The sequence below is a fragment of the Lysinibacillus sp. NPDC056220 genome (genome assembly GCF_049315265.1).
Taxonomy (GTDB): Bacteria; Bacillota; Bacilli; order Bacillales_A; family Planococcaceae; genus Lysinibacillus; species Lysinibacillus pinottii.
The window spans coordinates 830,943-855,035 of record NZ_JBMOXD010000002.1; the positions used below are offsets into that span (position 1 = coordinate 830,943).

Sequence of the window (24,093 nt, forward strand, 5' to 3'; positions counted from 1 at the left end):
ATTTTTTCTGTTTATTTATGCGTAAAGGTACCGCTTTTGCCGCCTGTTTTTTCTACAAGATAGGTTTCTTTAATGACCATCGTTTTATCAACCGCCTTACACATGTCGTAAAAGGTGAGGGCGGCAATGGAGACAGCTGTAAGGGCCTCCATTTCGACACCCGTTTTTCCATTGCATTTGACAGTAGCTTGAATGTGTAGCGCATAACCATTATCGATTTTCTCATAGTCAAATTGCAGATCTGTGCCCTGTAGCATAATAGGGTGGCACATAGGGATGATATCAGCTGTTTTTTTAGCGCCCATAATCCCTGCGATTTGAGCGACTTGTGTAGGATCACCTTTCTTTATACCACCTTGTTGGATGGCCTGATAGACCTCATTGGATAATGTAATGGTACTGCGTGCTATGGCTGTACGCGTTGTTATTTCTTTTTCAGAAATGTCGACCATTTTAGGACGACCTGCTTCGTTCCAGTGGGAAAAATTATTCATTGTTAGACTCCTTTGTCACTGTTTGTAGCCAATCATGTTGAGCGTTGATATTAATAAATGTTGGACAGTTCTCCTTAAAAGGAACATAACATACACGAAGTTGATCTAAAAGCACTTTCATACTCCGTTTGTTTTGTTCCGTCAATTGTTTCGCCATGGGTAATGCCGTGTGGCGATATAGGGCCGCTAATGGCTGATAGTGTAAATTTTGTTTAGGAACAATCGCATCATAAGAATCATTTATATAGCCTAGCAGCTCTTCAATAAACGCTGCGTTCATATAGGGCATATCACTGGCGACGACAAAAAACCATTCAATGTCAGGAAAAGACGCTAGAATTTGATGAAGGGCAAAAAGTGGCCCTTGATGCGGCTGCTGTTCAATGATCCATTGCACATTCTCAGATGCAAACCTAGGTTGCAGGCTAGCGTTTGTAGCAATCACCAAAGGATTTAATTGATTTTCTTGGAGGGCATTGAGGCTGTGCTTATATAAGGGTAGTCCTGCAAACGTCTCAAACATTTTCGGTTGACCATATCGAGAGGATTGACCACCAGCTAAGACAACACCAGCAACTTTCATAGGCGATTCAATTCTCCAACGAAATGTTGTATGGTTGGTAAAATAAGCTTGGTCATGGCCAATGTCACAGCGTTAGTAGAACCTGGTAAAACATAGATAGCTGTTTGATGGCGACTACCTGCTGTGGCACGACTAAACATAGCTTTGGGGCCAATTTCCTCATAGCTTAACGTTCGAAATAATTCTCCGAACCCCATCATTTCTTTTTCAAAAAGAGGCAAAATGGTGTCGTAGGTTTGGTCTCTTGGTGTAAAACCAGTTCCACCAGTGACGATAATAGCATTGATGTTGGCATGATTACACCATGTATGAATATGTTCTGAGATATCGAGCGGTTCATCCCTTGTTATTTGGTAGTCCACTACTTCAAAAGTAGCCTCCAAAAGTAAAGAATGAATGCGCTGACCAGCTAAATCCTCTGCCTTTGTCCGTGTATCACTCACGGTTAAAATGGCAGCATGGATGGGTTGTTGAAGATGTGTAGGATGCAAGGTAGAACGACCTCCTTTTCTTGCGTTATGGGAGTTTTTTAATAAAAAATGCTCCATTCATGAAGTGAAGAATGAGCACGAAATAGAAAAAAATTTCTAAGTAAGTTTCACTTTATTATAATGCTATCAATGAAAAGGTCAAACGAAAATTCATAGAAAGAAAGGCAAAATGCTCATGAATAATAGATATTCGAGACAACAATTATTTAGCCCTATTGGACAAGCAGGGCAGCAGGCAATGAAACAAAAACATGTCCTAATCGTAGGGGTTGGTGCCTTGGGCAGTGCTAGCGCAGAAGCACTCGTGCGGGCAGGTGTTGGAAAATTGACGCTGATTGATCGAGATTATGTGGAATGGAGTAATTTGCAAAGACAGCAATTATATACTGAGCAAGACGCACAAGAGAAATTGCCAAAAGTGATCGCAGCCAAAAATCGACTACAACAAATTAACACAGAGGTCGCCATTCATGTCGCCATTATGGAAGCCTGCACAGAATCATTGCTACCGTTGCTAGACGATATAGATGTCATCGTAGACGCCACTGATAATTTTGATGTCCGCTTTCTGATGAACGATCTTGCACAACAGCATCGTATTCCATGGGTGTACGGCTCTTGTGTGAGTAGTTATGGGGCTACCTATACGATTGTGCCAGGGAAAACACCATGTTTACGCTGTTTGCTGAAGGTCATGCCTCAAACAGGGATGACCTGTGATACAGTAGGAATTATTAGTCCTCCTGTCCAAATAGTAGCGGCATATCAAGTAGCAGAGGTGTTAAAATTGCTAGTTGGCGATGACAAGGCCTTACGAAAAAGCTATTTGACGTTTGATGTTTGGCAAAATCAACATTATGAAATCAACGTAGATAAAATACGTCAGGATGATTGTCCAACCTGTGGTCACCACCCTACATATCCATCTTTAGCTTATGAAAATCAAACAAAACTAGAGGTGCTTTGTGGTCGTGATGCTGTACAAATCCGACCGCCAAATCCGGCTCACTATAATTTAGAGCAGTTGGCAGACCAACTTCGTCCCTATGGGGATATTCACATGAATCCTTATTTGCTTTCTTGCCAAACAGAAGAATATCGCATTGTCATTTTTCAGGATGGGCGCGTAGTGATTCATGGAATTCAGGAGATACAAAAAGCAAAAACCATTTACTATCGTTTATTAGGATAAAGGAGTGTGCTAAATGTTGGAAAAGAGACAACCAATTCCAGTGTCGGAAGCTGTACATCGTGTAATGGAATATGCTTTTCAAGCCAAAAAGGAGTTTGTGCCATTATCGCAAGCATATGGTCGCTTTATTGCGGAGGATATTGTCGCCGATCATGATGTACCAGCCTTTGATCGATCCCCTTATGATGGCTATGCTATTCGTTCTATTGATAGTCAGGAAGCGTCCTCAGCACAGCCAGTCATATTTCAAGTCGTTGGAGAAATTGGAGCAGGCTTTGTTTACGAGGACGTAGTCGGATATCGGCAAGCCGTACGCATTATGACGGGTGCGCCAATACCAAAAGGTTGTGATGCAGTTGTAATGCTAGAATTAACCCAAACATTTGAAGAAAATCAGCAAACATGTATGTCGATTAAACGGGCGTATGTAGCTGGCACTAATATTTCCTATAAAGGTGAAGATGTGCAGCAACATACTGTTCTCGTTGAAAGAGGACAATATATTAACCCCGGCATTATGGCATTACTAGCTACATTTGGCTATGCGGAAGTGCCTGTATATCGTAAATTGGTGGTGGGTGTCATTGCTACTGGCAGTGAGTTACTAGAGCCAGAGGAATCTTTACAGCCAGGAAAAATTCGAAATAGCAATGCTTATATGATCATGGCACAAATCGAACGAACAGGTGCAGAGGTTCGATACTTTGGCAAATTTAGCGATGATCTTGATTTATGTATTCATATTGTTGAAAAAGCATTACAGGAAGTCGATATTTTATTGACAACGGGAGGCGTTTCCGTTGGAGACTATGATTACTTACCAGCTATCTACAAAGCTATTGACGCAAAGGTATTATTTAATAAAGTGGCGATGCGTCCAGGGAGTGTGACAACGGTTGCTGCTCGTGATAATCAATTATTATTTGGACTTTCTGGTAATCCTTCAGCATGCTATGTTGGTTTTGAGCTATTTGTACGTCCCATTATTCGCACAGCATTTGGCAATCAACAACCGCATGTCCGCAGAGAGCAGGCTATTTTAGGGGCAGATTTTACAAAGCCCAATCCATTTACTCGCTTTGTAAGAGCTCTAGTATACTATGAAAATGGTCAACTAATGGCTGTACCATCTGGTTTTGATAAATCGAGCGCTGTTTCTTCATTAGCGTCAGCTAATGCTTTTATCGTCTTACCTGGTGGCTCTCGCGGCTATGAAAAAAACATGCAAGTAGCAGTTTTATTGCTAGAAGATTTGCAAGGAAGTGAGTGGCCTTGGAACAACATCGAAAAATCATACAGATAGTTGGCTATCAAAATAGCGGAAAAACGACTTTAATGGAGCAATTGATCACGCACGCCACGAAAGAAGGGCTGCGTGTAGGGACCATTAAACACCATGGGCATGGTGGGGCGCCGGTAGAAAATCTTTCAAAGGATAGTAATCGACACGAACAGGCAGGTGCCCGTGTTTCAGCAGTGGAGGGGGGCGGAACATTACGTTTAAGTATTCACCAACATAGCTGGCGGCTTGCGGATATACTTACGATTTATGCTACCCTTTCAATGGATATTATTTTGATTGAGGGATATAAGAGAGAACATTACCCAAAAGTCGTGTTACTACGAACAGCACAGGACCGTGTGTTACTACAACAAATTTCTAATATCCTTTGTGTCATATATTGGCCAAGCTATCCAATTGATCAGAATTTACCGAGCCCAGCCTTTTCTATTTATGAAGATACAGAATATATGGAGTTTTTGTTGAATGAAATGAGGGGAAAACTATGACGACAGCAATGTTTGAAATTATTGATAAGCCAATTGATGTGGAAGAAGTAAGGCACAAGGTACTAAGTCGAAACGCTGGTGCGATAACGCTATTCATCGGAACTGTACGTGAAATCACCCAAGGGAAGAAAACATTGTATTTGGAATATCAAGCATACCCGGCTATGGCAATTAAAATGTTTGAGCAAATTGCACAAGAACTAAAACAGCTATGGCCGGAAGCAGAAATAGCGATTACACATCGTGTAGGGCGATTGGATATTACAGATATTGCCGTAGTCATTGCCGTATCATCCCCACATCGAAAAGTAGCCTATTTGGCAAATGAATATGCAATTGACCGCATTAAGCAGATTGTGCCTATTTGGAAAAAAGAACATTGGGAAGATGGTACGCAATGGATGGGAGATCAATTAGAAAATGTCCCATATCCTGAAGGAAAACCAGCGATAGATGAGGAGGGAAATTGTGATTAACATCTTATTATTCGCTCATTTACAAGAGGTGGTTGGTGCGTCACAGCTATCAGTAGATCTGTCAAATGTGACAGTTGCTCAAGTGAAAGAGTGGATGGAACAGCACTATCCTCAATTGACATTACAGCAGATGATGACAGCCATTAATGAGGAATTTGCAACGGATACTACCATTGTTAAATCGGGCGACACAATCGCCTTTATTCCACCTATTAGTGGGGGATGACGAAAAAGAGGCAGCTAGTTTAAACTAGCTACCTCTTTTATACTTTTAGGACATGAATGCTAAGAAGCATCAGAAATGAAATAGTGATCATGCACAAGACCCATGTCCAGGCAAGGGTCATGTTCCCCGAATCGATGGCCATATAAATCGCTAAAGGGGTTGTTTGTGTTTTCCCTGGAATATTACCCGCAAACATCAGCGTAGCCCCAAACTCACCTAATGCACGAGTAAAGCTCAATATTGCTCCCGAAACAAGAGCCTTTAGTGCCAATGGAATGGAAACGAACATAAAGACTTGCCATTCGTTAGCCCCATCTACACGTGCTGCATGTTCGATATCTCGATCAATCGAGGCAAAGCCCGTTTTGGCGGATTGATACATTAATGGAAAGGCAACAATGGTTGAGGCGATGACGGCGGCCCACCAAGTAAACATGACAGGCTGATCAAAAAGCCAGATAATCAGATTCCCTAATATACTATTCTTCCCAAATAGAACGATAAGCAGGAAACCTACTACAGTCGGAGGTAATACTAGGGGCATTAGCAATAACGTTTCCAGTAATAGCTTCCCCTTAAAGTGATGTGTCGCCATCCATTTACCCATTAAAATACCTGTCAATATAGCAATGATACCCGCAACAAAGGCAATTTCTATCGAAAGCCTAAGAGGAGACCAAAAATCGGTACCCATCCTTTATTGTGCTCCTTTAAACCCATACTTTTTAAAGACATCCATCGCCTCATCACTTTGTAAGAAGTGATAAAAATCTTCAGCCTCTTGTACATACTTACTATTTTTTATGACTCCAACCGGATAGATAATCGGCGTGTGTGTATGTTCATCTGCAGTTGCAACAACTTCGACCTTAGTAGATACAAGAGCATCTGTTTTATAAACAATTCCTGCATCTACATTTTCTGTTTCACTATAAGTAAGGACTTGACGTACATCTTTTGTATACACTACCTTGGACTCAAGTGACTCCCATAGTTGGCTATTTTTTAACGTTTCCACCCCATATTGTCCAGCAGGGACTGTTTCAGGTGTACCAAGTGCAATTTTCCCTGCTTGTTTTAAATCTTCAAAGGATTGGATTTGTTTTTCATTATTTTTTGGAACAATTAATACTAATTCATTTGCTAAAAGATCCATCCCCAATTTTGGATCAATAATCTCGTTTTTTACAAGAGCATCGAATTTATCCTCGGCTGCCGAAAAGAAAAGATCTGCAGGGGCCCCTTGTAAAATTTGTTGCTGCAATGCACCAGAACCACCAAAGTTATAGAGGATTTTAATGGTATTGTGTTCTTTTTCATAAGTTGTTTTTAGTTCTTCTAAGGCATCTTGTAAACTAGCAGCCGCAGAAATGGTTAATTCAATCGGCTCATTTACGTGCGGATCTTTATCTTCATTACCACAAGCAGCTAATAGGCCAACTAGAAGCATGGATGCAAAGAAACGATAAAATTTTTTCACTTCGTTTTTCTCCTTTTATAACTCGTTATAACAAGACATAACTAATTATAATAAGTTATAAGTGAAAAAGAAACCTGGAATTGGTAGAAAATTTCAAGATGTTCACATGTAAACAAATAAGTTACCATGTAAGAAGAGGCTTATAGGAGGGGAAAGAGATGTCACAAGAACAATCCTATACAATTGAAGAGGTTGCACAATTATTAAAGGTATCGAAATTAACGGTCTATGATTTAGTGAAAAAAGGGGATTTGCCCGTTTTCCGAGTAGGACGCCAAATGCGGGTGGACCGTACTGATTTACAAGGCTATATACAAAAACGGAAGACAGGTACCACTCCTGCTATGTCACCCGTGGCTATTTCACCTAAAAATCATTCAAAAATTATTATTAGTGGGCAAGATTTCGTATTGGATTTAATGGCAAAATATCTAGAGAAAAGGCAATTAATAAAAGTATTACGTTCACATGAGGGTAGTTTTAATGGGGTCATGGCGTTGTACCATGGAGACTGTGACATTGCGAGTTTACATATGTTTGATGGGGATACAGGGGATTACAATACACCTTATGTAAAAAAGATTTTTGTGAGCCTTCCTTTTGTTCTCATCAATGTGATATCACGTAGGGCGGGTTTCTATGTTCAAAAGGGTAATCCGTTACAGATCCATTCATTTGAGGATTTTCAAACAAAGTCATTTACATTCATCAATCGTGAGAAAGGCTCAGGTACACGCACCTTATTAGATGAACAATTGCGTATTCATCACATAGCTCCGTCTACAATTAATGGGTATGACAAAGAAGAGATGAGCCATCTCGATGTCGCATCAGCTGTAGCAAATGGGCATGCAGATGTTGGGATAGGGATTGAGAAAACCGCCAAGCTTGTCAACGTTGATTTTATTCCTGTTATGAGAGAGCGCTATGATATTGTGCTATTAAAAACACCTGACAATCAACGGTTAATTGAAGCGGTAAAGGGAATTTTGACATCAACAGACTTCCAATCCGAAGTGATCGCATTAGGAGATTATGATGTCTCCCAAATGGGACAGGTTATCTATGAAACACTGTAATTCAAACTGTATTTCTAAAATAAAAGGATTTATAATTTTTGGAAATTTTATGGTTGTTGTGTTATCTAAACATTGCAGAACATCTATGAAATTTTGAATGTAGAATTGGTGAGATGGATAATTTAGTAGGTAAAACAACTGCTAAGATATTAGCCCGCCATCAAATAGTTTGCGTAATAACGCGCAACTATTTGATGGCGGGCCTTTTTTCGTTTATAAAAAGGAGTTGGATAACGTGACATGGACAGTATTACACATTATTGGTAGTATTGCCTACGCTATTAGCGGCGCATTTGTACCTTACAGGCCAAGTATTCTTTTATACTTTTTATAAATATCGCAACTTTATTTTAAATCTACACTTTCCAAACTTTTCGATCACCTAGCATATGTTTTATTCCTCAAAATCGATCTTTAAATATCCTATATATTTACAAATAAGTTTAACAATGGTACTATTTAATTGGTTATATTAACCATGTAAATATTTTACAACAAAATGAAGCAGAAATATAAAGATTAGGGGGGTGAGACAAGAGTGTTAGATTTCGTGAGTTCTACATTAAACTTCTGGATTATTATTAATTTGAGATTGAGGAAAGGAGGGTAAATAAACCGTACGTAATTAATTAGTGCATACTAATTAATTATAAAATTTTTAATCTTTAGAAAATTATTCGAGGGATGATTGTTTCACAAATTTTAGATGGAACAGATTTGATTTATAACAAAGTACAATTTTCAAATTAAATTAAATTAAATTAAAAGGGGATTGGGATGTATGAAAAAACATATTATAACGTTTATTGTTGGTGCAGTATTATTAGGATATACTATTCCAGGTAATATTACTTTCGCTAATGAAAATGATACTATTCAAGTTACACAAAATACTTTAGTATTAGAAAATATACAACAAAATGATAGGATAGATTTTACAGATTTTGATTTAGAAAAAGAAATCGACTCTTTGCCATCTGTACATGAAATGACAGTGGAAGAAAAGAAATTATTTGACGAATTAGTGAACGAGGAAGTAGGAAAACATGGACAAGCTAATCCTGAACTGTACAAGCAAGTATTAACAGATTTTTTCGATGAATCTTCAGGTCATGCAGGAGATTTAAATTATGCGGCTAATGTTCTTGAAAATAAGACGCTAATAAATAATGACATTTCAACAATGGGTTGGGACTGGATTCCAGATATTAAAATTGGCACTAATTTAGCAGGCTCTATTTTAAATGTGGCGATTGGTGTTGCTGTTGGTGGTGGAGTTGGTGCAATTCAAGGTTTTATTGTCGCTAAAGGTAAAAAAGAGGCACAAAGAATCTTCACTAAGACAGTTACAAGTAAACTTACAGAATGGGGAGCTCCTAAGCTTGCTATTTTTGTAGGTGCAGCAGTAGCCATCGCTTTAGACTATAGTGATATAGGGGCTAAAATCGCAGAATATTTAGATAGTAAAGACTCTAAACCTAATAATGGTTGGATTGAGATTTATGAGTTTTAAATAGGAGGTAGATTCTGACGAGAACGTTAGTAATCCTTTTCTGGGTATTTATATACATTTATTTCATGAATAAAATAGGTGTTGAAAAAGATATTTTTTACTTAATTTATTCATTAATTATCGTTTTTAGCGGTATAATAATTATATATAAATTATTCACCCCAAAAGACAATACCAAAATGTAAAGAGTAACAGTATTCAGTATCCCCTTTTAAGTAGTAAATGTTTTAAAACTACAGTACGCTGTAGATAACATTCTACCGAAAGGGGATATTTCTATACCTTGAAAAAGTAATTTGTATTCTAAATAGAAGTGGTACAAGTTTATGTATTTCGCAAACTAACTATGAACCACTAATAATGGCTATTTTCTATCTATTCCTTCGTCACTTTCACGATAAGCCCTTGAAATTTTACCCAACATAATCTTCAGCATTTTCATACCTTTCTCGATTGTTAGAATTATTTGGATCCAGTAGAATAGCAGGTCTTTCTTCTGTTGGATATTTTATTGGTTTCAAACTCTTCTGCATGGTAAAGCACAATACTTTCAATTCTTTTTACTCATTTCCTCACACTATTTATGTTCCACATTGGCAAACTGTGGGTGCTTATTTGGAATAAAAATAGTTGTTGTTATTTGTGAGAAAACAACTCGTCTATCATTTTTAATCAATCTCTATTCAAAACTAAATTTATACGCTTTAAAATGGATGACAATTGAATAGAAAAATAAAATGTTATCAAGCGTTTTTATATTCTCTTATTCTAGCTTCCACGTTTTACCGGTGTTGGTGGTGGCATGATCCGAAATTTGTTAGCAGGTAGAACGCCGCTCGCACTAAGAGAAGAAATCCATGCTGTTTTGACATTTTTTTGTGGGCTTTCCATCTGGGTAGGGTGGAAAGCCCGTTTGAATTGTCAGCTATTGTTATCTTGATTGTGGTCCTCCGATGTTATTTGTGAATAATAAATGGAAGCTTCCTTGGACATTTTTGCATGAGCCTAAATTTTCTTGTGGCTTTAAATGAAAGAATGGTTTGCTGCATCTAGTACAAATGGTTTTAAGAAGGGAGGTGTAAACTTTTAATTTATGATGTTGTTTTTCATCATCAAGGATACTTCTCTGCTGGAGTTGGATTGGTAATTGATTTTAGTCATCGAACATTCGAATATTTGTCCAATAAACAAACATGCTTATCACTTTCAACATAGTACAATTTTGTTTTAAAAGGAATTCTATATGAGTAGAATCCTTTTTTTTTGTGATTTTTTAGAGTTTTAACATGACTCTATGGAAATACTCGTAGACTAAGAGTAATGAATGGTAAATATAACTGAATTGGTATTTTTTATAAATTATGGTAGGTTATTTATTGACTATTTATTCCATGGTGTTTAATATTATAAATGGAAAATAGGTTTATTTTTTCAAGTTAATATCCTTTAATGTAATTTAAAGGGATTTATACTCTGAGGTTATAAAGAAAATTTTGGGGGCGTGATATGTGATAGAAATTTGTTTAATTAAAGTACCTGTACATATTTCAAATTATTCTGAACTAATGAATTTTGTATGTACAAAAAAAGCAAGAAGAATAGAAGCTTACTTAAATAAAATAGATGCATATAGGTCCTTACTATCCGAATTGTTGATGAAATATTTATTGATGAAGCATTTGAAATGTCATCCTTCCGACATAAATATCCAAACGAATACATATGGGAAGCCATATTGTATCAATGGGGATTATGAATTTAACATTTCTCATTCAGGTGAATGGGTTATAGGTGTCATTGGCAATTGTGATGTAGGAATTGATATTGAAGAAATGAAAGATAATTACGAAGATGAAATAATTAAAAATTATTTTTCGAGTATAGAATACACTTCGTACAATCAAACACCAACTGAAATGAAAAAAGAACGTTTTTATGACTTATGGACTTTGAAGGAAGCTTTTGTGAAAAATATTGGACTAGGTTTAAGCATTCCTTTAGATTCTTTCTCCATCGAGACTAGTCATAATGAAATTTCAATTGTACAAGATATTAGTCCGTATCCTTATTATTTCAAGCAATATAACTTGGTTAATGGTTATAAAATTTCCGTATGTAGTAAAATGAATGAATTTCCATCAGAGCAACAACTAAAGATAAAAGAGTTTTCGGCCTTAGAAAAAATTTTTTTGAATAATCTAATATTAGAGGAGGATAAATATTATGAGTAAATTAATACCTCAAGTTTTAAATCTTCTTAAAAATAAGGAACTAACAAAAGACGCAGCGAAGCAAATCATTGAATCGGTGAATGAAATTAAAAGTGAGTCTAAACCGAAAGTTGATAAAAAAATTGCCATAATCGGCATTTCTGCAGAATTACCCGGTGCTAAAAATTTTGATGAATTTTGGAATGTTTTAAGCAATGAACAGGACAAAATAACAGAATTAAGTGATAGTAGGAGATCGTTGTGTGAGGGATTCCTTGTTAATAATATGGAAAAACTTAAAATTTCAAAAGAGAAGCCGTTTTGGGATGCAGCGTGGCTAGATGAAGTTGATAAATTTGATGCTGGATTTTTTAATATTTCAGCTGCTGAAGCAAAAGTAATGGATCCACAACAGCGTAGATTTCTTCAAATCGCATATCAATGTTTTGAAGATGCTGGTTACGCAGGGAGTCGAATAAAAAATTCAAATACCGGTGTTTACATTTCAGCAGCAATGACCAATTACTCTGAAGGATTGGCTGAATTCACACCATTAAGTGTTCCAGGAAATATTCCTGCTTTTACGGCCTCAAGAATTTCTTATATTTTTAATTTAAAAGGACCGTCTTATGTTGTGAATGCTACCTGTGCCTCCTCCATGTTGGCAATTCATGAGGCCTGTGTGGGTTTAATGAATAATGATTGTGAAACGGCATTAGTCGGCGGTGTTAATATTTTCCCTTATCCAATAAATAGTGAAAAACTGTTTATGAATGCTGCGGGTATTATGTCTGAGCAACAAAAGTGTAAACCTTTTGACGACTCAGCTAGTGGGATTGGAAGAGGAGAAGGGGCAGTAGCCCTGTTATTAAAACCTTTAGATCAAGCAATAGAAGATAATGATAATATCCACGCTGTTATAATTGCCTCTAAGGTAAATAATGATGGGACTTCAGCGGGTATTACGGCGCCAAATCCTAAAGCACATGCAGATTTATTAGCTGAAACATGGGATTTAGCGGGCATTAAGCCTGAGCAAATTGACTACATTGAAGCGCATGGCACAGGTACTCATTTAGGTGATCCTATTGAAATAAAAGGCATTCAAGAAGCAGTTGAACGAAGTAATAACGATAAACAATTTTTACCAATTGGTTCTGTGAAGGGTAATATTGGCCATTTACTTGATGGAGCTGCAGGTTTATCGGGTGTAATCAAAGCACTACATGTAATAAAAAAGGGAATAGTTCCACCTACAATAAATTTAGTTGAACCAAATACACATATTGATTTTGTAAATTCTCCAGTTTTTATTCCGACAGTACCATTTAATATTAAAGAGAATAAAAAAGAAAACGAACCTATTATAGCTGGTGTAAGTTGCTTTGGCTTTAATGGTACGAATGTTCATTTATTATTAGAGGGAGCACCAACGAAGGCTGAAATTCATAAGAAAGATCATAAAAGAAAAGCATATGTCATTCCTTTTTCAGCAAAATCTGAATTATCTTTGCGAGGTACGATTGAACATTTCTCTAATTTATCTGGGGATACGATTAATCTAAGTAATTTAGCATATACGATGTGTACAGGTAGGGAGCATCATGAAATAAGATTAGCTATTATAGCTGAGACAATGGACGATCTAATAGGTGCCTGTAAAAATTTAGTCAATCTTGATATGACTAATTGGGAAAAAATTATTGATATGACAACCGATGACGATAACACTATCAAGAACTTAGCAGAAAATTTTATTACAGGTGAAAAATGTAGTTGGCATAAACAATTTCAGGATGAGAATAATCATAAAATTTCTTTACCTACATACTACTTTGATGAAAAATCTTATTGGTTACAGAGTGATGCTAGCGTAAAAGCTATAGAGGTAAAAGGAAAAACAGCTCTTGAAGAAATCATTAGTTTAGCAGAAATAATCTTAGAAACTGAGAATATTAAGCAAACGGATAGTTTTATTTCTGTAGGTGGAAACTCTCTTTCAGGACTACAATTTATTACCCGTTTGAAAAAACAATTTAATAGAGACTTTGTCTTAGATGATGTATTTCTTACATTTGAACAACTAAGTAAACAAGTAAACAATGATCATTCAGAATCGACAGAAGTCATACCTCAAATTAGTGTAGAAAACCATGAATTTCCATTATCATATGGTCAAAACAGATTGAGCATTATAGAACAATTAACAGACCAAAAAATGGTTTACAATACTCCGTTTATTTTTAAAGTTAACGGGTTAGTTGACATTGAGAGGTTACGCCAAACATTTGATGTACTTTCACAAAGACATGAATCTTTAAGAACAGTATTTGTAAAGCATGAGGATGGAAATAAACAGAAAATACTGCAAAAACCAAACTATTTATTTGAATACAAAGATTTTAGTATAGAAGATAACGCAGAAGCAAAAGCAATGGATCAACTCAATCGTTGGAAAGAAACTCCGTATGATTTAGAAGCGGGACCACTTTTAAGAGTATTTGTGTATAAAACAGAAAAAAATAAAAGTCTGTTTGCTTTAATGATGCACCATATTATTGTAGATGGCTGGTCATTATCACTATTATCGGATGAACTTTTCACTTTGTACAATAGTAGTAATAATGAAGCCTTGCCCGAAATAGAAAATACGTATGTAGATTTTGCTGCATGGCAACGTGAAAATATAGAAGGTGGTAGGTTTAAACAACATGAAGATTACTGGCTTGAAACATTAAGAGGAAGTCTACCTATTACAGAAATAACGGGCGATAAATTAAGACCAAGCACTTTCCGATATACTGGAAGGCTTAAAAGATTTGATATTAGTGCTAGCTTAGCAGATAAATTAAGAGCTTTTGCAAATACAAATGAAAGTACATTATACATGGTTTTAGTGTCGAGTGTATTTAAACTAATTAATCAGATGACTGGTGATACAGATATGGTAATCGGTACACCGGTATCTGGAAGAGTAAATGAAGAACTAGAAAAAATCATTGGTTTATTTACGAATACTATCCCATTAAGGGTTAATTATGAAGAACATGATAATTTCCTTACTTTATTAAGAAATGTTAAGACCATGTTATTGGATAGCTTTAAACATCAAGAATATCCTTTCGATTTATTAGTGGAGAAATTAGATTTACCTCGGGATACTAGTCGTTCTCCTTTATTTAATATAAACGTGGCACTTCAAAACTTTAAATTTAAAAATACGACATCAGCTTTTGATGAAGCAGAATTAACACCTATTCTTTCTGAACACAAAACGAGTAAATGGGATCTTGAATTCGAATTTGTTGAATTACCAAATGGAGAGCTATTCTGTAATCTTGAGTACTACGACGGTGTCTATTCATCAAGATTTATTGATTCATTAATTGAAACGTATTTAAAAATACTAGATATGATTTTACATGAGCATGAATTAACTAATATTGATGTAGAAAAAAGTAAAAGTGCTATAAATGGTCAATTTGTCGAGGATGGCAAAAACTTTTTAACTACTATATTAATGATGGCAGAAAAGAACCCACAAAAAACAGCATTGGAAGATAGCGCAGGTTCATTAACATATCAAGAGTTAGTAGATAGAAGTAAATCAATAGCAGAAAAATTGTTGAACAGCAACAGTGAAGTTAAAAATGCTGTCATTATTTCTGACAATAATAGAACGGCTATTTTAGGTATTTTATCTTGTTTAATGAGTAATGTCACATTTATACCTGTATCACCTAAAAACCCAAGAGCTAGAATTGAATCTATTATCAAACAAAGTCAAGCTAACTTTATTATTTCGGAAAAGAAATTCTATTCCTTATGTAATAGGCTGTTATTTGAAAATAAGAATATTCAAACGGTTATGGTGTTAGGAGAAACAGATTTAGATCAGTGTGCTGTTGTAGATTCAAGTGATTTAATGAACGAATCATTGTGGAACTATTTTGCAGAAGGACAGAAAACAGAAATAGAGGCTAGTGGTTGGAATAGTAGTTATACAGGTGAAGCTTTCAGTGCCTTAGAAATGCAGGAATATGCGGAAAACGCAGTAAACAAAATCAGAAAGTACCTACCTCAAGATTCAAATGTATTAGAGCTTGGCTGTGGCTCAGGTTTGACAACATTTGCACTTGCTCCATATACAAAAACGTATACAGCTATGGATTTATCTTCCTCTATTATCGAGAGGAATAAACAGATTGCTCAGAAATCTAACTTTAGCAATATTAAATTTGACATTTCGAAGGCTCATGCCTTTAAGAAGTTTGAAACAGCATTAGATGCAGTTGTCATTAATAGTGTTATTCATTGTTTCCCAAGCTATGGCTATTTAAAGGTAGTCCTTAAAAAAGCTATTGACTCTTTAAAAGAGGGCGGAATAATTTTCTTGGGGGATTTATTAAATATTGATAAAAAAGATGAATTTGTTTCTTCTTTACAAGCATTTAAAGAAGAAAATATGGATAAAAATACTAAATTAGATTGGGATACAGATTTATTTATTAATGAAGAAATTTTAAAAGAGCTTCTCAGTGATGTAGGAGCAGATATACAAATTGAATGTTCTGAGAAGACATACACTGTAAGCAATGAACTCAATCAATATAGATTTGATGCTGTGATCATTGTTAAAGATAAGGGCGAAAAATATAAACGAAGCAGCTCTAAAAATATGCTAAGTGAAGGTATTCATCTAGATGAGCATGTGGAAATTGAGTTAAATTCTTTTGCTAAAACTTCCCCTGCATATATTCTCTTTACATCTGGAAGTACTGGAAAACCAAAAGGTGTAGTTGTTTCAGGTAAAAATCTTAATAATTATTTAAACTGGGCTACTGCATACTATTCACCTACTGGAACATCGCTAGATATGCCATTTTTCACTTCCATATCTGTCGATTTAACGATTACTTCAATGTTTATTCCATTGATAACGGGCGGAAAAATCATTTGCTGTGAAGGGGAAATTGATCAGGCTTTTGAAAGTGTAGCCAAGATAAAAGAAACCATAACGATAAAGGGTACACCTAAACAGATCCAATATTTAGTTGAGGATGAGAGATTTGCACCAAATGTAGAATGCTTCATCCTAGGGGGAGAAGCTTTAGATATAACTTTATGTAAAACGTTGAGAGATCGATTCCCTCATGCTCGTATCATTAATGAATATGGGCCAACTGAGGCAACTGTTGGAACGATTTATCATGAAGTAACAGAGGAAGATTTACAATCAGATTATAGTCATGCGCCAATCGGATTACCAATTCATAACACGTCTGTTTACATTTTGAATAATCAGAATCAGCTAGTCCCTTCATACGGGGTTGGAGAAATCGTATTAAGTGGTGAGAGTGTTGCCCTAGGCTATTTGGGAGAGCCTAATTTAACTAGAAATAAGTTTATAGCTAACCATATTAATCATTTACAATCAGGATATTTATATAAGACAGGGGATTTAGGACAAGTATTGCCGAACGGTAAAATTGTTTGTTATGGACGGAAAGATAATATGGTTAAAATTCGCGGCCACAGAGTGGAACTGGAAGAAATCGAAAGATATTTACGAGAAATTCCAAGTATTAAAGATGCCGTAGTTAAACTATATAAAAATGAAGATGGTGAACAGCTTTGTGCTTACTTAGTCAGTCAACAAGATATTAATCAAAGGGATATTGAAAAACATCTTTTACGATATTTACCAGAATCATTAATTCCAACGTATTACCAAAAAATAGAACAAATTCCAATGTCTAATAGTGGGAAAGTAGATAGACTTTCACTGCCAAGTCCTGAATTATACGACGATAGAAAAGTTCAGACAGATGATATTAGTAGTTTGACAGAGATTGAAAGAGAATTGCTGTCCATACTAAAAGGAATTTTAAGTGACCGTCAATTTAACATTGATTCTGATTTCTTTAAAATTGGAGGGGACTCCATCAAGGCATTAAAGTTTATCTCAAAGGCAAAGGAAAAAAATATTAATTTGAAAATTGACCATATCTTTAATTGTAGAAGTATTCGAAAAATAGCTATGAACACTACTAAAGAAATGGACACTCAAAAAGAATGGCAGGAATTAAGTTCTAAGGAGATTCAACTTGCTCCAATGCAAAGATGGTTCTTCCAACAAACATTTAAACATGCCCACTATTGGAACTTATTAATGTCAGTAGAGCTGCCTGAGAAAGTGGATGTAGCTGCTTTAGAAAAGTCTTTCCAATCAATTATTTCGGTTAATGAGAGCTTGATGACATGGTTCGATGTGAATGAGAGCAAACCAAAGGCTTTTGTTGAACCAAGCTTAGTTAACACATTTAAGCTCATTGTGAAGGATCTAAAATTAACACCTCCGGGTAGGATAAAAGAGGAAATTGAGAACATTCAATTCCAATTACAAAATAACTTTAATTTTGGAAAGGTATTACCAATAGGAGCAGTAGTGTTCCTAACAGCTAAGAAGCCTATTTTGACATTCTTTATTCATCATCTAGTTGTTGATGGGGTTTCATGGAGGGTTTTATTAGAGGAATTAGAAAATAATTATTTAGCTATAGTAAATGGTGAAGATAAAATCAGCTTCCCTATGACGCAGTTTTCTGATTGGATAGGAGAATTGTATAACAAAGAATTACACACGAATCATTCATATTGGGAAAATATAGATGTGAAAAATGTACATCCATTATGCATGCAGCCTGTCAGAAAAGATTATTTATTTAAGGATCGATATCATGTAACCAAAACTCTGAGTGAGGAAAGTACAAAGCAATTTTTACATGCTAGAGAACATTCAGAAATTTATAAACCTGATGTTCTTATTGCAGTAACATTTGCTCAAGCGTTTAGTCAACTATTCGGTCAACAAGATGTGTTATTTAACTTTGAAGGGCATGGACGAGATAGTCGCCAATCAGCGATAGATCTTAGTAGAACAATAGGTTGGTTTACTACGATGTATCCACTACAGGTGACAATTAGTACGCTAGAAGAAATGCTTTACACAGTTGGACAATCATTGAGCGAAATAGGCAGTGGATTGGACTTTATGATAGCAAGATGGATCAAAGAAAATAACAACATTACGCATATTCAACCATCCATATTGGTCAATTATTTAGGAGATTTTGATAACGATATTAGTACTTCTACAAATAGTAAAAATGGAGGGAACGGGGTGCTACAATACTCCTCAAATCTTCCTCAGGCTCCTGCTATTCATCCAGATAATGAGCTTTCTAATATTTTGGAAATAAACATCTTTATTTTGGATGGAAAACTTAATCTAAGCTTAGAGGTAGATACACAAGTGATTAGTAATGAAAAAGCTCAACTCCTCTTATCAAAATTTGAAGAAGCTTTGGTTGAATGTAGTGGAAATGCAAAGGAGCCCCAAAATACATGATAACTTCTTTTAGCAAACCAACAAACAGAGGATTTACAATCTTTTTAATGGTTGTAGCTACTCACTTTATATCTTTATTAGGTTCTTCTGTTGCAAGGTTTGGACTTGGTGTCTGGGCTTACCAAAGTACAGGTCAAGTATCTAGTTTTGCGGTCGTTTTAGTTGCAGGATTTCTTCCGGCAATTGTGTTATCGCCTTTTATAGGAATATGGATAGATAGGAAAGGTCCTCGATTATTAATATTATTAGGAGATATTATTGGACTAATTATTTCTTCAATAATTTTCTCCTCCCTTTTATTAGGGAATATAAGTATGGTTCATGTAATTGCAGGTGCTATATCGCTTTCGATAGTGAGCTCAATGCAAACGCCAGCATTACAAACATTAGCACCTAATCTAGTGCCTAAAGAAATGTTATCAAGAGCAAATGGTGTATTTTCTATGGCATCATCGACTAGTGATGTTCTGGGTCCTGTAATTGGTGGAGTAATAATGGGGTTTGGAAGTATTGTTTATATCATTGGTGCAGAGCTAGTTACTTATTGTATTGCCATTCCTATTCTCTTAATACTTTGGACAAAATTAAGTGTAAAAGTGAACAATGACAATGAAGATAGCCATGAAAATAACTCCATTTTAGGTGATCTAAAATATGGTTTCAATTATTTAATCGAGCATAAATCTCTTCTAACTTTAGTGCTATTATTCACGGTTTTAAATTTTGCACTAGGGTTCAATCAAGTAGTTGGACAGCCATATATATTGAGCTTTGGAACTGTTGAACAATTTGGCTTACTAAGCTCTATATATGGAGGAGGAATGGTATTAGGTGGGGTACTAATGTCATTCATCAAGCTGAAGAAGCACATAATATGGTTAGTACTGATTTCAAATTTTGGTATTGGTGTATTTATAACGCTCACAGGGTTATTCAATAATATGCTACTCATTGCAGTTTTTTGGGGTGGTTTAGGGTTATTACTGCCAGTGGTTAATACAGGTACACTTACTTTAATTCAACTCCATACAGAACCCAAATTACTAGGAAGAGTTTTTTCAATTGCTAGAACATTCGCTTGGATTTCATTACCCCTCGCTTATATTATAGGAGGAATACTTGCTGATAAATTAGTTGCCTCAAACGTAAATATTATCCCTTATTTAGGTAGTGGAGAACGAGGAGTGTATGGGACGCTACTCTTACTAGCTGGAGGTTTAATTATATTAACTGTGGCAATTTTCGCTCAACTAAAATACATTAAAGAATTGGATAGGAGAGAAGAAAATGATGTACAGCACAATGTCTAAAAAAATATTAAGTTTAGTAGAAGAAAATAAATTGGATACAAATTTAGCATTAAATTTACTAGATGAAATAGAAAAAGAAACAAGTGAACCACTTGCAATTGTTGGTATGTCTTTAAGATTTCCTAATGTCTCAAATCTGGATGATTTATGGACAGGTCTCATAAATAAAAAGGATTTTGTGACTGAATTTTCGAAAGAGCGTTTTGAATTGATTGTTAATTCTAATCCTAAATTGCAAGAAATGTATAGCCATTTAAAAAATAATATAACGAATGATCCAAGATCGTATGGCTCGTGGCTATCTAGCATTGAACAGTTTGATCCTGAACAATTCGGATTGAATGAACATGAAGCTCAATTTATGGGACCAGCAGAGCGTCTGTTTTTACAGGTGGCATTAGAGTCCTTATACATGGCAGGTTACAAGGAAAATGATCTAAAGGATTCAAATACTGGCGTATTTATAGCACATACACCTCATCCTGCATTTGATTATTTAAATTTATTTGAAGAAAAAGATGAACGAGCTTTTATTTCAAACATACCTGCTAATCTGGGCTATCATTTATCATATGCATTTGATCTTAAAGGTCCAGTTATGACCATTAATACGAGTTGTTCCTCTTCTTTAGCTGCTGTTCATGTTGCTAAAAATGCGCTTAAGCAGGGGGATTGTAACTTAGCAGTAGTTGCGGGAGTGAATTTGAATTTATTTCCGTATTGGGAAGAGGAAGCACCTGATTATGTTGTAAGGAGCACAAAATATAGATGTTCACCATTCGATGAAAGTGCAGATGGGATTATCGGAGGTGAAGGGGTTGCTGCTATTGTTGTAAAGAGATTATCGGATGCTATAAAGGACAACAATCACATTCATGCTGTGTTAAAGGGTTCGAGTATTAGTAGTGATGGTGCATCAAATGGCATGCAAGTCCCTAATCCTGACGCTCAATCTAAAGCAATAATGGATGCTCTGGACGATGCAAAGTTATCATTTAATGATATTGATTTTGTTGAGGCGCATGGCGCAGGTACTCAAGTAGGTGATTTACTCGAAGTAGAGGGGCTTAAAAAGGCCTATCTACAAAAATCAACTAAGACAACGGAATGTCAATTAGGCTCAATTAAGTCGAATTTTGGCCATATGGGTGATGCAGCAGGTATTGCAGGATTAATAAAAGCTGTACTATCCATAGAGAAAAGAACAGTTCCAGGTCTTAATCATTTTGCAGCAGAAAATCCTAAAATAAACTTCAAAGAAACGCCGTTCAAAGTTAGCTCAGAAAATAAAACGTTTGATGAACATAAAATTTTAAGCGCAGGTGTGAATTCTATAGGCATAAGTGGTACGAATGTTCATGTCATACTAGAGGAGTATCGACACAATAAACAGGAGCAATTAACTGAAAAATTGACACCATTGTTTATTTCAAGTAAAACTCGTAGAGCGCTATGGGATCAAATAAAAACCTTAGCTATTCACCTTAAAAATAATGAAAATTACAGTATTCAAGATTTAGCCTATACATTCAATAATAGAAGAAGTCATGAGCAGTCTAGAGTATGTATTTTTGCAAGCAATTGTCATGAACTACTTCGAAAAGTCGAAAGATTATTAAATGTAAGAACATTTGAAAAGGTACCGAGTAATTTTTATACACAAGGTATATTTTTAGCTGATGAACATGAAACGAAAGTTGATAGTATTAAAAATTTAGATGAATTTACCGCTACATCTCCAGCAAATAAAGCACTTATTAAGCGATACCTAGAAGGTAACAATATTATGGAGGAGTGTCGCGAATTATTTAATAATGGGAAATTACTACCGTTACCAGTCAGTATTTTTAATACAAAAAGAATATGGCCATCTAGTAAAGAGACATTCCAAAATCAGACGAAAGAGCTGTTCTTTGAAAAGAAATGGCTACATTATCCACATGATAATGAGACTACACATGAAGCATTAAAAGAAGGAACGACTTGGCTATACTTTATGAATAAAGATGATGAAAATATCGTTGCACTAAAGAATAGAATGACTGCTTTAGGTATAAAAATAATTGAAGTACTTGAAGCAGATAAATTTGTGCAATATACATCTGAACAATATGGTATTGACATCAATTCTGAAAAAGATATGTATAAGTTGTTTGAACACATAGGTGTGGAAGAATTAAGAAATTTAAAAGGGATTATCCACTCTTACACATTTAAGCATTTAGATGAAACAATGGAATCAAAAGAAAATATGGAAAAATCCCAAGAAGAAGGTATTTTCTCACTATTCAATATAACAAAAATGTTATTAGAGTTTGAGGTTACACATCCAATTCAATTAAATGTCATATCATCATTAACGGAGCAAGTTAAGGACAATGAAAAAATAATTCCTGCTAGGGTAACAACCTTTGGCTTAGCGAAAGTTATCTCGCAGGAACAACCGACTATTTCATCCTACTCTATCGATCATGATTTGGACGGAAGCTCTCAAGACATTGCTTCCCAATTATTAAAAGAGTTACAACAAGATAAAGATCATAGACCAGAATTAGTGGCATTTAGACAATCAAAAAGATATACAAAAGTTATTGAAAGACAAAGCGATGACTTTAATGGCAATGAAATTATAGTAAGAGAGAATGGCAATTATGTTATTGCCGGTGGTACAGGATATTTAGGTGTTCAATTAGGAAAGTTTTTAAGTGAAAAGCAAAACGTCAATATCATTTTATTGGCTAGAAATTTATTACCAGACCGAATGGAATGGGAAAAAATTATTGAGAATAATCAAGAAAAAGATGACATGTTAATTTATAAGCTGACATCAATTATGGAAATTGAAAGTCGAGGTTCTACAGTTACAATCATGGAGTGTGATGTGACTGAGGAACACGCTGTTAAAGAAACATTTGCGAAAATTAGACAGGATTTCGGTGAAATCAATGGTGCGTTTATGTTGGTCAAACAACTTTACCATCTATGGATAAAAGAGTTAAAGCTTAGTCAATTCAAAAAAGGCATTCATAACAGAGTAATCGGCACCTATTTAGTAGAAAAAGAATTAAATCCAGAACCATTAGATTTCTTTATCCTATTTTCTTCAATCTCTTCTTTAATGGGGACGAAATCTGCAAGTGAATGCTGCGCTGTGAATCAATATTTAGACTCAATGGCTGGGTATTTGAATCAAAAAGGAATAAAAGGTAAAACGATGAACTTTACGTTAATACTAGATGATAAAAAAGATTTTGGAAGTGATACGGCCATACCTCCGATTGATTTTGTAGATTTCCAAAATTCATTGAACTTATTCTTCAATAAGGGCTATGAATGGAGTCTAATTTCACGTTTTGATTTAGAGCAAGTCCATTATCTTAAACCAGTCATTAAAATCCCATTTGGCGAGAGTTTCTGGAGCGAAGTAGAACACTTTAATCATTCAAAAAATAATCAAAACGAAAGTATTTCGATGGAAGAAGAAGTAGTGAAAAGTGAGTTTACACTATCTGAGATTGAAGCAAGTATACGTGAAATTTGGAAAACAGTTTTAGGCATTTCAACTATTAAAGAAATTGATAATTTCTTTAGTTTAGGAGGAAGTTCTTTAAGTGCTCTAAGATTTGTTCATTTATTTAAAAATAAATTCATTGGTTTAAAATTTGAAATCTCTGATTTATATAGCAATCCTACATTCCAAGACCAAATTGTATACTGTGATCATTTTTATAACGCAAAAGATGAATTAAGCGATATTCTAGATGCATTTGAAAGTGATGATATTTCATCAGAAGAGGCACTGTCTCTATTATTGAATAAGCATTGAGTTGAAAGGGA

At 35.3% G+C, this 24,093-nt stretch carries 16 protein-coding genes and 1 pseudogene; 12 read left to right on the forward strand and 5 right to left on the reverse strand.

Annotated elements, in window-relative coordinates; translation table 11 throughout:
* Positions 1–11: 11 nt before the first annotated feature.
* From moaC to ACOZBY_RS09125, 3 genes are read right to left on the reverse strand one after another with little or no spacing between them, the layout of a single operon-like run.
* Complete coding sequence (gene moaC, locus ACOZBY_RS09115; RefSeq protein WP_012294884.1) at positions 12–494, reverse strand: cyclic pyranopterin monophosphate synthase MoaC; 483 nt, start codon at positions 492–494, stop codon at positions 12–14.
* A complete protein-coding gene (locus ACOZBY_RS09120) occupies positions 487–1,077 on the reverse strand; it encodes a molybdenum cofactor guanylyltransferase (RefSeq protein ID WP_031416174.1) in 591 nt (196 codons plus the stop codon). Before ACOZBY_RS09120 ends, moaC begins: the two co-directional genes overlap by 8 nt.
* Positions 1,074–1,568 carry a MogA/MoaB family molybdenum cofactor biosynthesis protein gene (locus ACOZBY_RS09125; protein ID WP_031416173.1) on the reverse strand — a complete coding sequence of 165 codons (495 nt, stop codon included), beginning with the start codon at positions 1,566–1,568 and terminating at the stop codon, positions 1,074–1,076. The genes ACOZBY_RS09120 and ACOZBY_RS09125 overlap by 4 nt, the downstream gene beginning before the upstream one ends.
* A 175-nt stretch (positions 1,569–1,743) precedes the next feature.
* On the opposite strand from ACOZBY_RS09125, the gene ACOZBY_RS09130 reads away from it, so the two are divergent.
* From ACOZBY_RS09130 to moaD, 5 genes are read left to right on the forward strand one after another with little or no spacing between them, the layout of a single operon-like run.
* The gene (locus tag ACOZBY_RS09130; RefSeq protein ID WP_031416171.1) at positions 1,744–2,760 is read left to right on the forward strand and encodes a thiazole biosynthesis adenylyltransferase ThiF; all 1,017 of its coding nucleotides are present in this window, start codon (positions 1,744–1,746) and stop codon (positions 2,758–2,760) included.
* 16 nt (positions 2,761–2,776) lie between these two features.
* Complete coding sequence (gene glp, locus ACOZBY_RS09135; RefSeq protein WP_031416169.1) at positions 2,777–4,063, forward strand: gephyrin-like molybdotransferase Glp; 1,287 nt, start codon at positions 2,777–2,779, stop codon at positions 4,061–4,063.
* The gene (gene mobB, locus ACOZBY_RS09140; RefSeq protein WP_012294879.1) at positions 4,027–4,551 is read left to right on the forward strand and encodes a molybdopterin-guanine dinucleotide biosynthesis protein B; all 525 of its coding nucleotides are present in this window, start codon (positions 4,027–4,029) and stop codon (positions 4,549–4,551) included. Before glp ends, mobB begins: the two co-directional genes overlap by 37 nt.
* Entirely contained in the window at positions 4,548–5,027 is a 480-nt protein-coding gene (locus tag ACOZBY_RS09145) for a molybdenum cofactor biosynthesis protein MoaE (RefSeq protein WP_031416166.1), read from the forward strand. The genes mobB and ACOZBY_RS09145 overlap by 4 nt, the downstream gene beginning before the upstream one ends.
* A complete protein-coding gene (moaD, locus tag ACOZBY_RS09150; RefSeq protein ID WP_012294877.1) occupies positions 5,020–5,253 on the forward strand; it encodes a molybdopterin converting factor subunit 1 in 234 nt (77 codons plus the stop codon). Before ACOZBY_RS09145 ends, moaD begins: the two co-directional genes overlap by 8 nt.
* Positions 5,254–5,290: 37 nt before the next feature.
* On the opposite strand, the gene modB is transcribed toward moaD, so the two are convergent.
* Both modB and modA read right to left on the reverse strand, forming a co-directional pair.
* Entirely contained in the window at positions 5,291–5,947 is a 657-nt protein-coding gene (modB, locus tag ACOZBY_RS09155) for a molybdate ABC transporter permease subunit (RefSeq protein WP_012294876.1), read from the reverse strand.
* Positions 5,948–5,950: 3 nt separating this feature from the next.
* Positions 5,951–6,733 carry a molybdate ABC transporter substrate-binding protein gene (gene modA / locus ACOZBY_RS09160; protein WP_031416164.1) on the reverse strand — a complete coding sequence of 261 codons (783 nt, stop codon included), beginning with the start codon at positions 6,731–6,733 and terminating at the stop codon, positions 5,951–5,953.
* A 158-nt stretch (positions 6,734–6,891) separates the two neighbouring features.
* On the opposite strand from modA, the gene ACOZBY_RS09165 reads away from it, so the two are divergent.
* The 7 genes and pseudogenes from ACOZBY_RS09165 (at position 6,892) to ACOZBY_RS09195 (ending at position 24,082) form a co-directional block, all read left to right on the forward strand.
* A complete protein-coding gene (locus ACOZBY_RS09165; RefSeq protein WP_036161993.1) occupies positions 6,892–7,812 on the forward strand; it encodes a helix-turn-helix transcriptional regulator in 921 nt (306 codons plus the stop codon).
* Between the two features lie 781 nt (positions 7,813–8,593).
* Entirely contained in the window at positions 8,594–9,325 is a 732-nt protein-coding gene (locus tag ACOZBY_RS09170; protein WP_012294873.1) for a hypothetical protein, read from the forward strand.
* Between the two features lie 781 nt (positions 9,326–10,106).
* Positions 10,107–10,356 (forward strand): annotated as a pseudogene (locus tag ACOZBY_RS09175) (TRIC cation channel family protein); the annotation flags it as partial.
* A gap of 477 nt (positions 10,357–10,833) precedes the next feature.
* Positions 10,834–11,556, forward strand: a complete 723-nt coding sequence (locus ACOZBY_RS09180; protein ID WP_230584443.1) for a 4'-phosphopantetheinyl transferase family protein — start codon at positions 10,834–10,836, stop codon at positions 11,554–11,556.
* Positions 11,549–18,946 carry a condensation domain-containing protein gene (locus ACOZBY_RS09185; RefSeq protein WP_422762077.1) on the forward strand — a complete coding sequence of 2,466 codons (7,398 nt, stop codon included), beginning with the start codon at positions 11,549–11,551 and terminating at the stop codon, positions 18,944–18,946. The genes ACOZBY_RS09180 and ACOZBY_RS09185 overlap by 8 nt, the downstream gene beginning before the upstream one ends.
* A complete protein-coding gene (locus tag ACOZBY_RS09190) occupies positions 18,943–20,256 on the forward strand; it encodes an MFS transporter (protein WP_036161991.1) in 1,314 nt (437 codons plus the stop codon). The genes ACOZBY_RS09185 and ACOZBY_RS09190 overlap by 4 nt, the downstream gene beginning before the upstream one ends.
* Positions 20,234–24,082 (forward strand): beta-ketoacyl synthase N-terminal-like domain-containing protein, encoded by a 3,849-nt coding sequence (locus ACOZBY_RS09195; protein WP_416277607.1) that lies wholly within the window; start codon positions 20,234–20,236, stop codon positions 24,080–24,082. The genes ACOZBY_RS09190 and ACOZBY_RS09195 overlap by 23 nt, the downstream gene beginning before the upstream one ends.
* The last annotated feature ends 11 nt before the right edge of the window (positions 24,083–24,093 follow it).

Bases quoted from the DNA above. Each gene is read 5' to 3' on its own strand.
- moaC (WP_012294884.1), bottom strand. From the start codon at position 494: ATGAATAATTTTTCCCACTGGAACGAAGCAGGTCGTCCTAAAATGGTC.
- ACOZBY_RS09120 (WP_031416174.1), bottom strand. From the start codon at position 1,077: ATGAAAGTTGCTGGTGTTGTCTTAGCTGGTGGTCAATCCTCTCGATAT.
- ACOZBY_RS09130 (WP_031416171.1), top strand. From the start codon at position 1,744: ATGAATAATAGATATTCGAGACAACAATTATTTAGCCCTATTGGACAA.
- ACOZBY_RS09145 (WP_031416166.1), top strand. From the start codon at position 4,548: ATGACGACAGCAATGTTTGAAATTATTGATAAGCCAATTGATGTGGAA.
- modB (WP_012294876.1), bottom strand. From the start codon at position 5,947: ATGGGTACCGATTTTTGGTCTCCTCTTAGGCTTTCGATAGAAATTGCC.
- ACOZBY_RS09165 (WP_036161993.1), top strand. From the start codon at position 6,892: ATGTCACAAGAACAATCCTATACAATTGAAGAGGTTGCACAATTATTA.
- ACOZBY_RS09170 (WP_012294873.1), top strand. From the start codon at position 8,594: ATGAAAAAACATATTATAACGTTTATTGTTGGTGCAGTATTATTAGGA.
- ACOZBY_RS09185 (WP_422762077.1), top strand. From the start codon at position 11,549: ATGAGTAAATTAATACCTCAAGTTTTAAATCTTCTTAAAAATAAGGAA.
- ACOZBY_RS09190 (WP_036161991.1), top strand. From the start codon at position 18,943: ATGATAACTTCTTTTAGCAAACCAACAAACAGAGGATTTACAATCTTT.
- ACOZBY_RS09195 (WP_416277607.1), top strand. From the start codon at position 20,234: ATGATGTACAGCACAATGTCTAAAAAAATATTAAGTTTAGTAGAAGAA.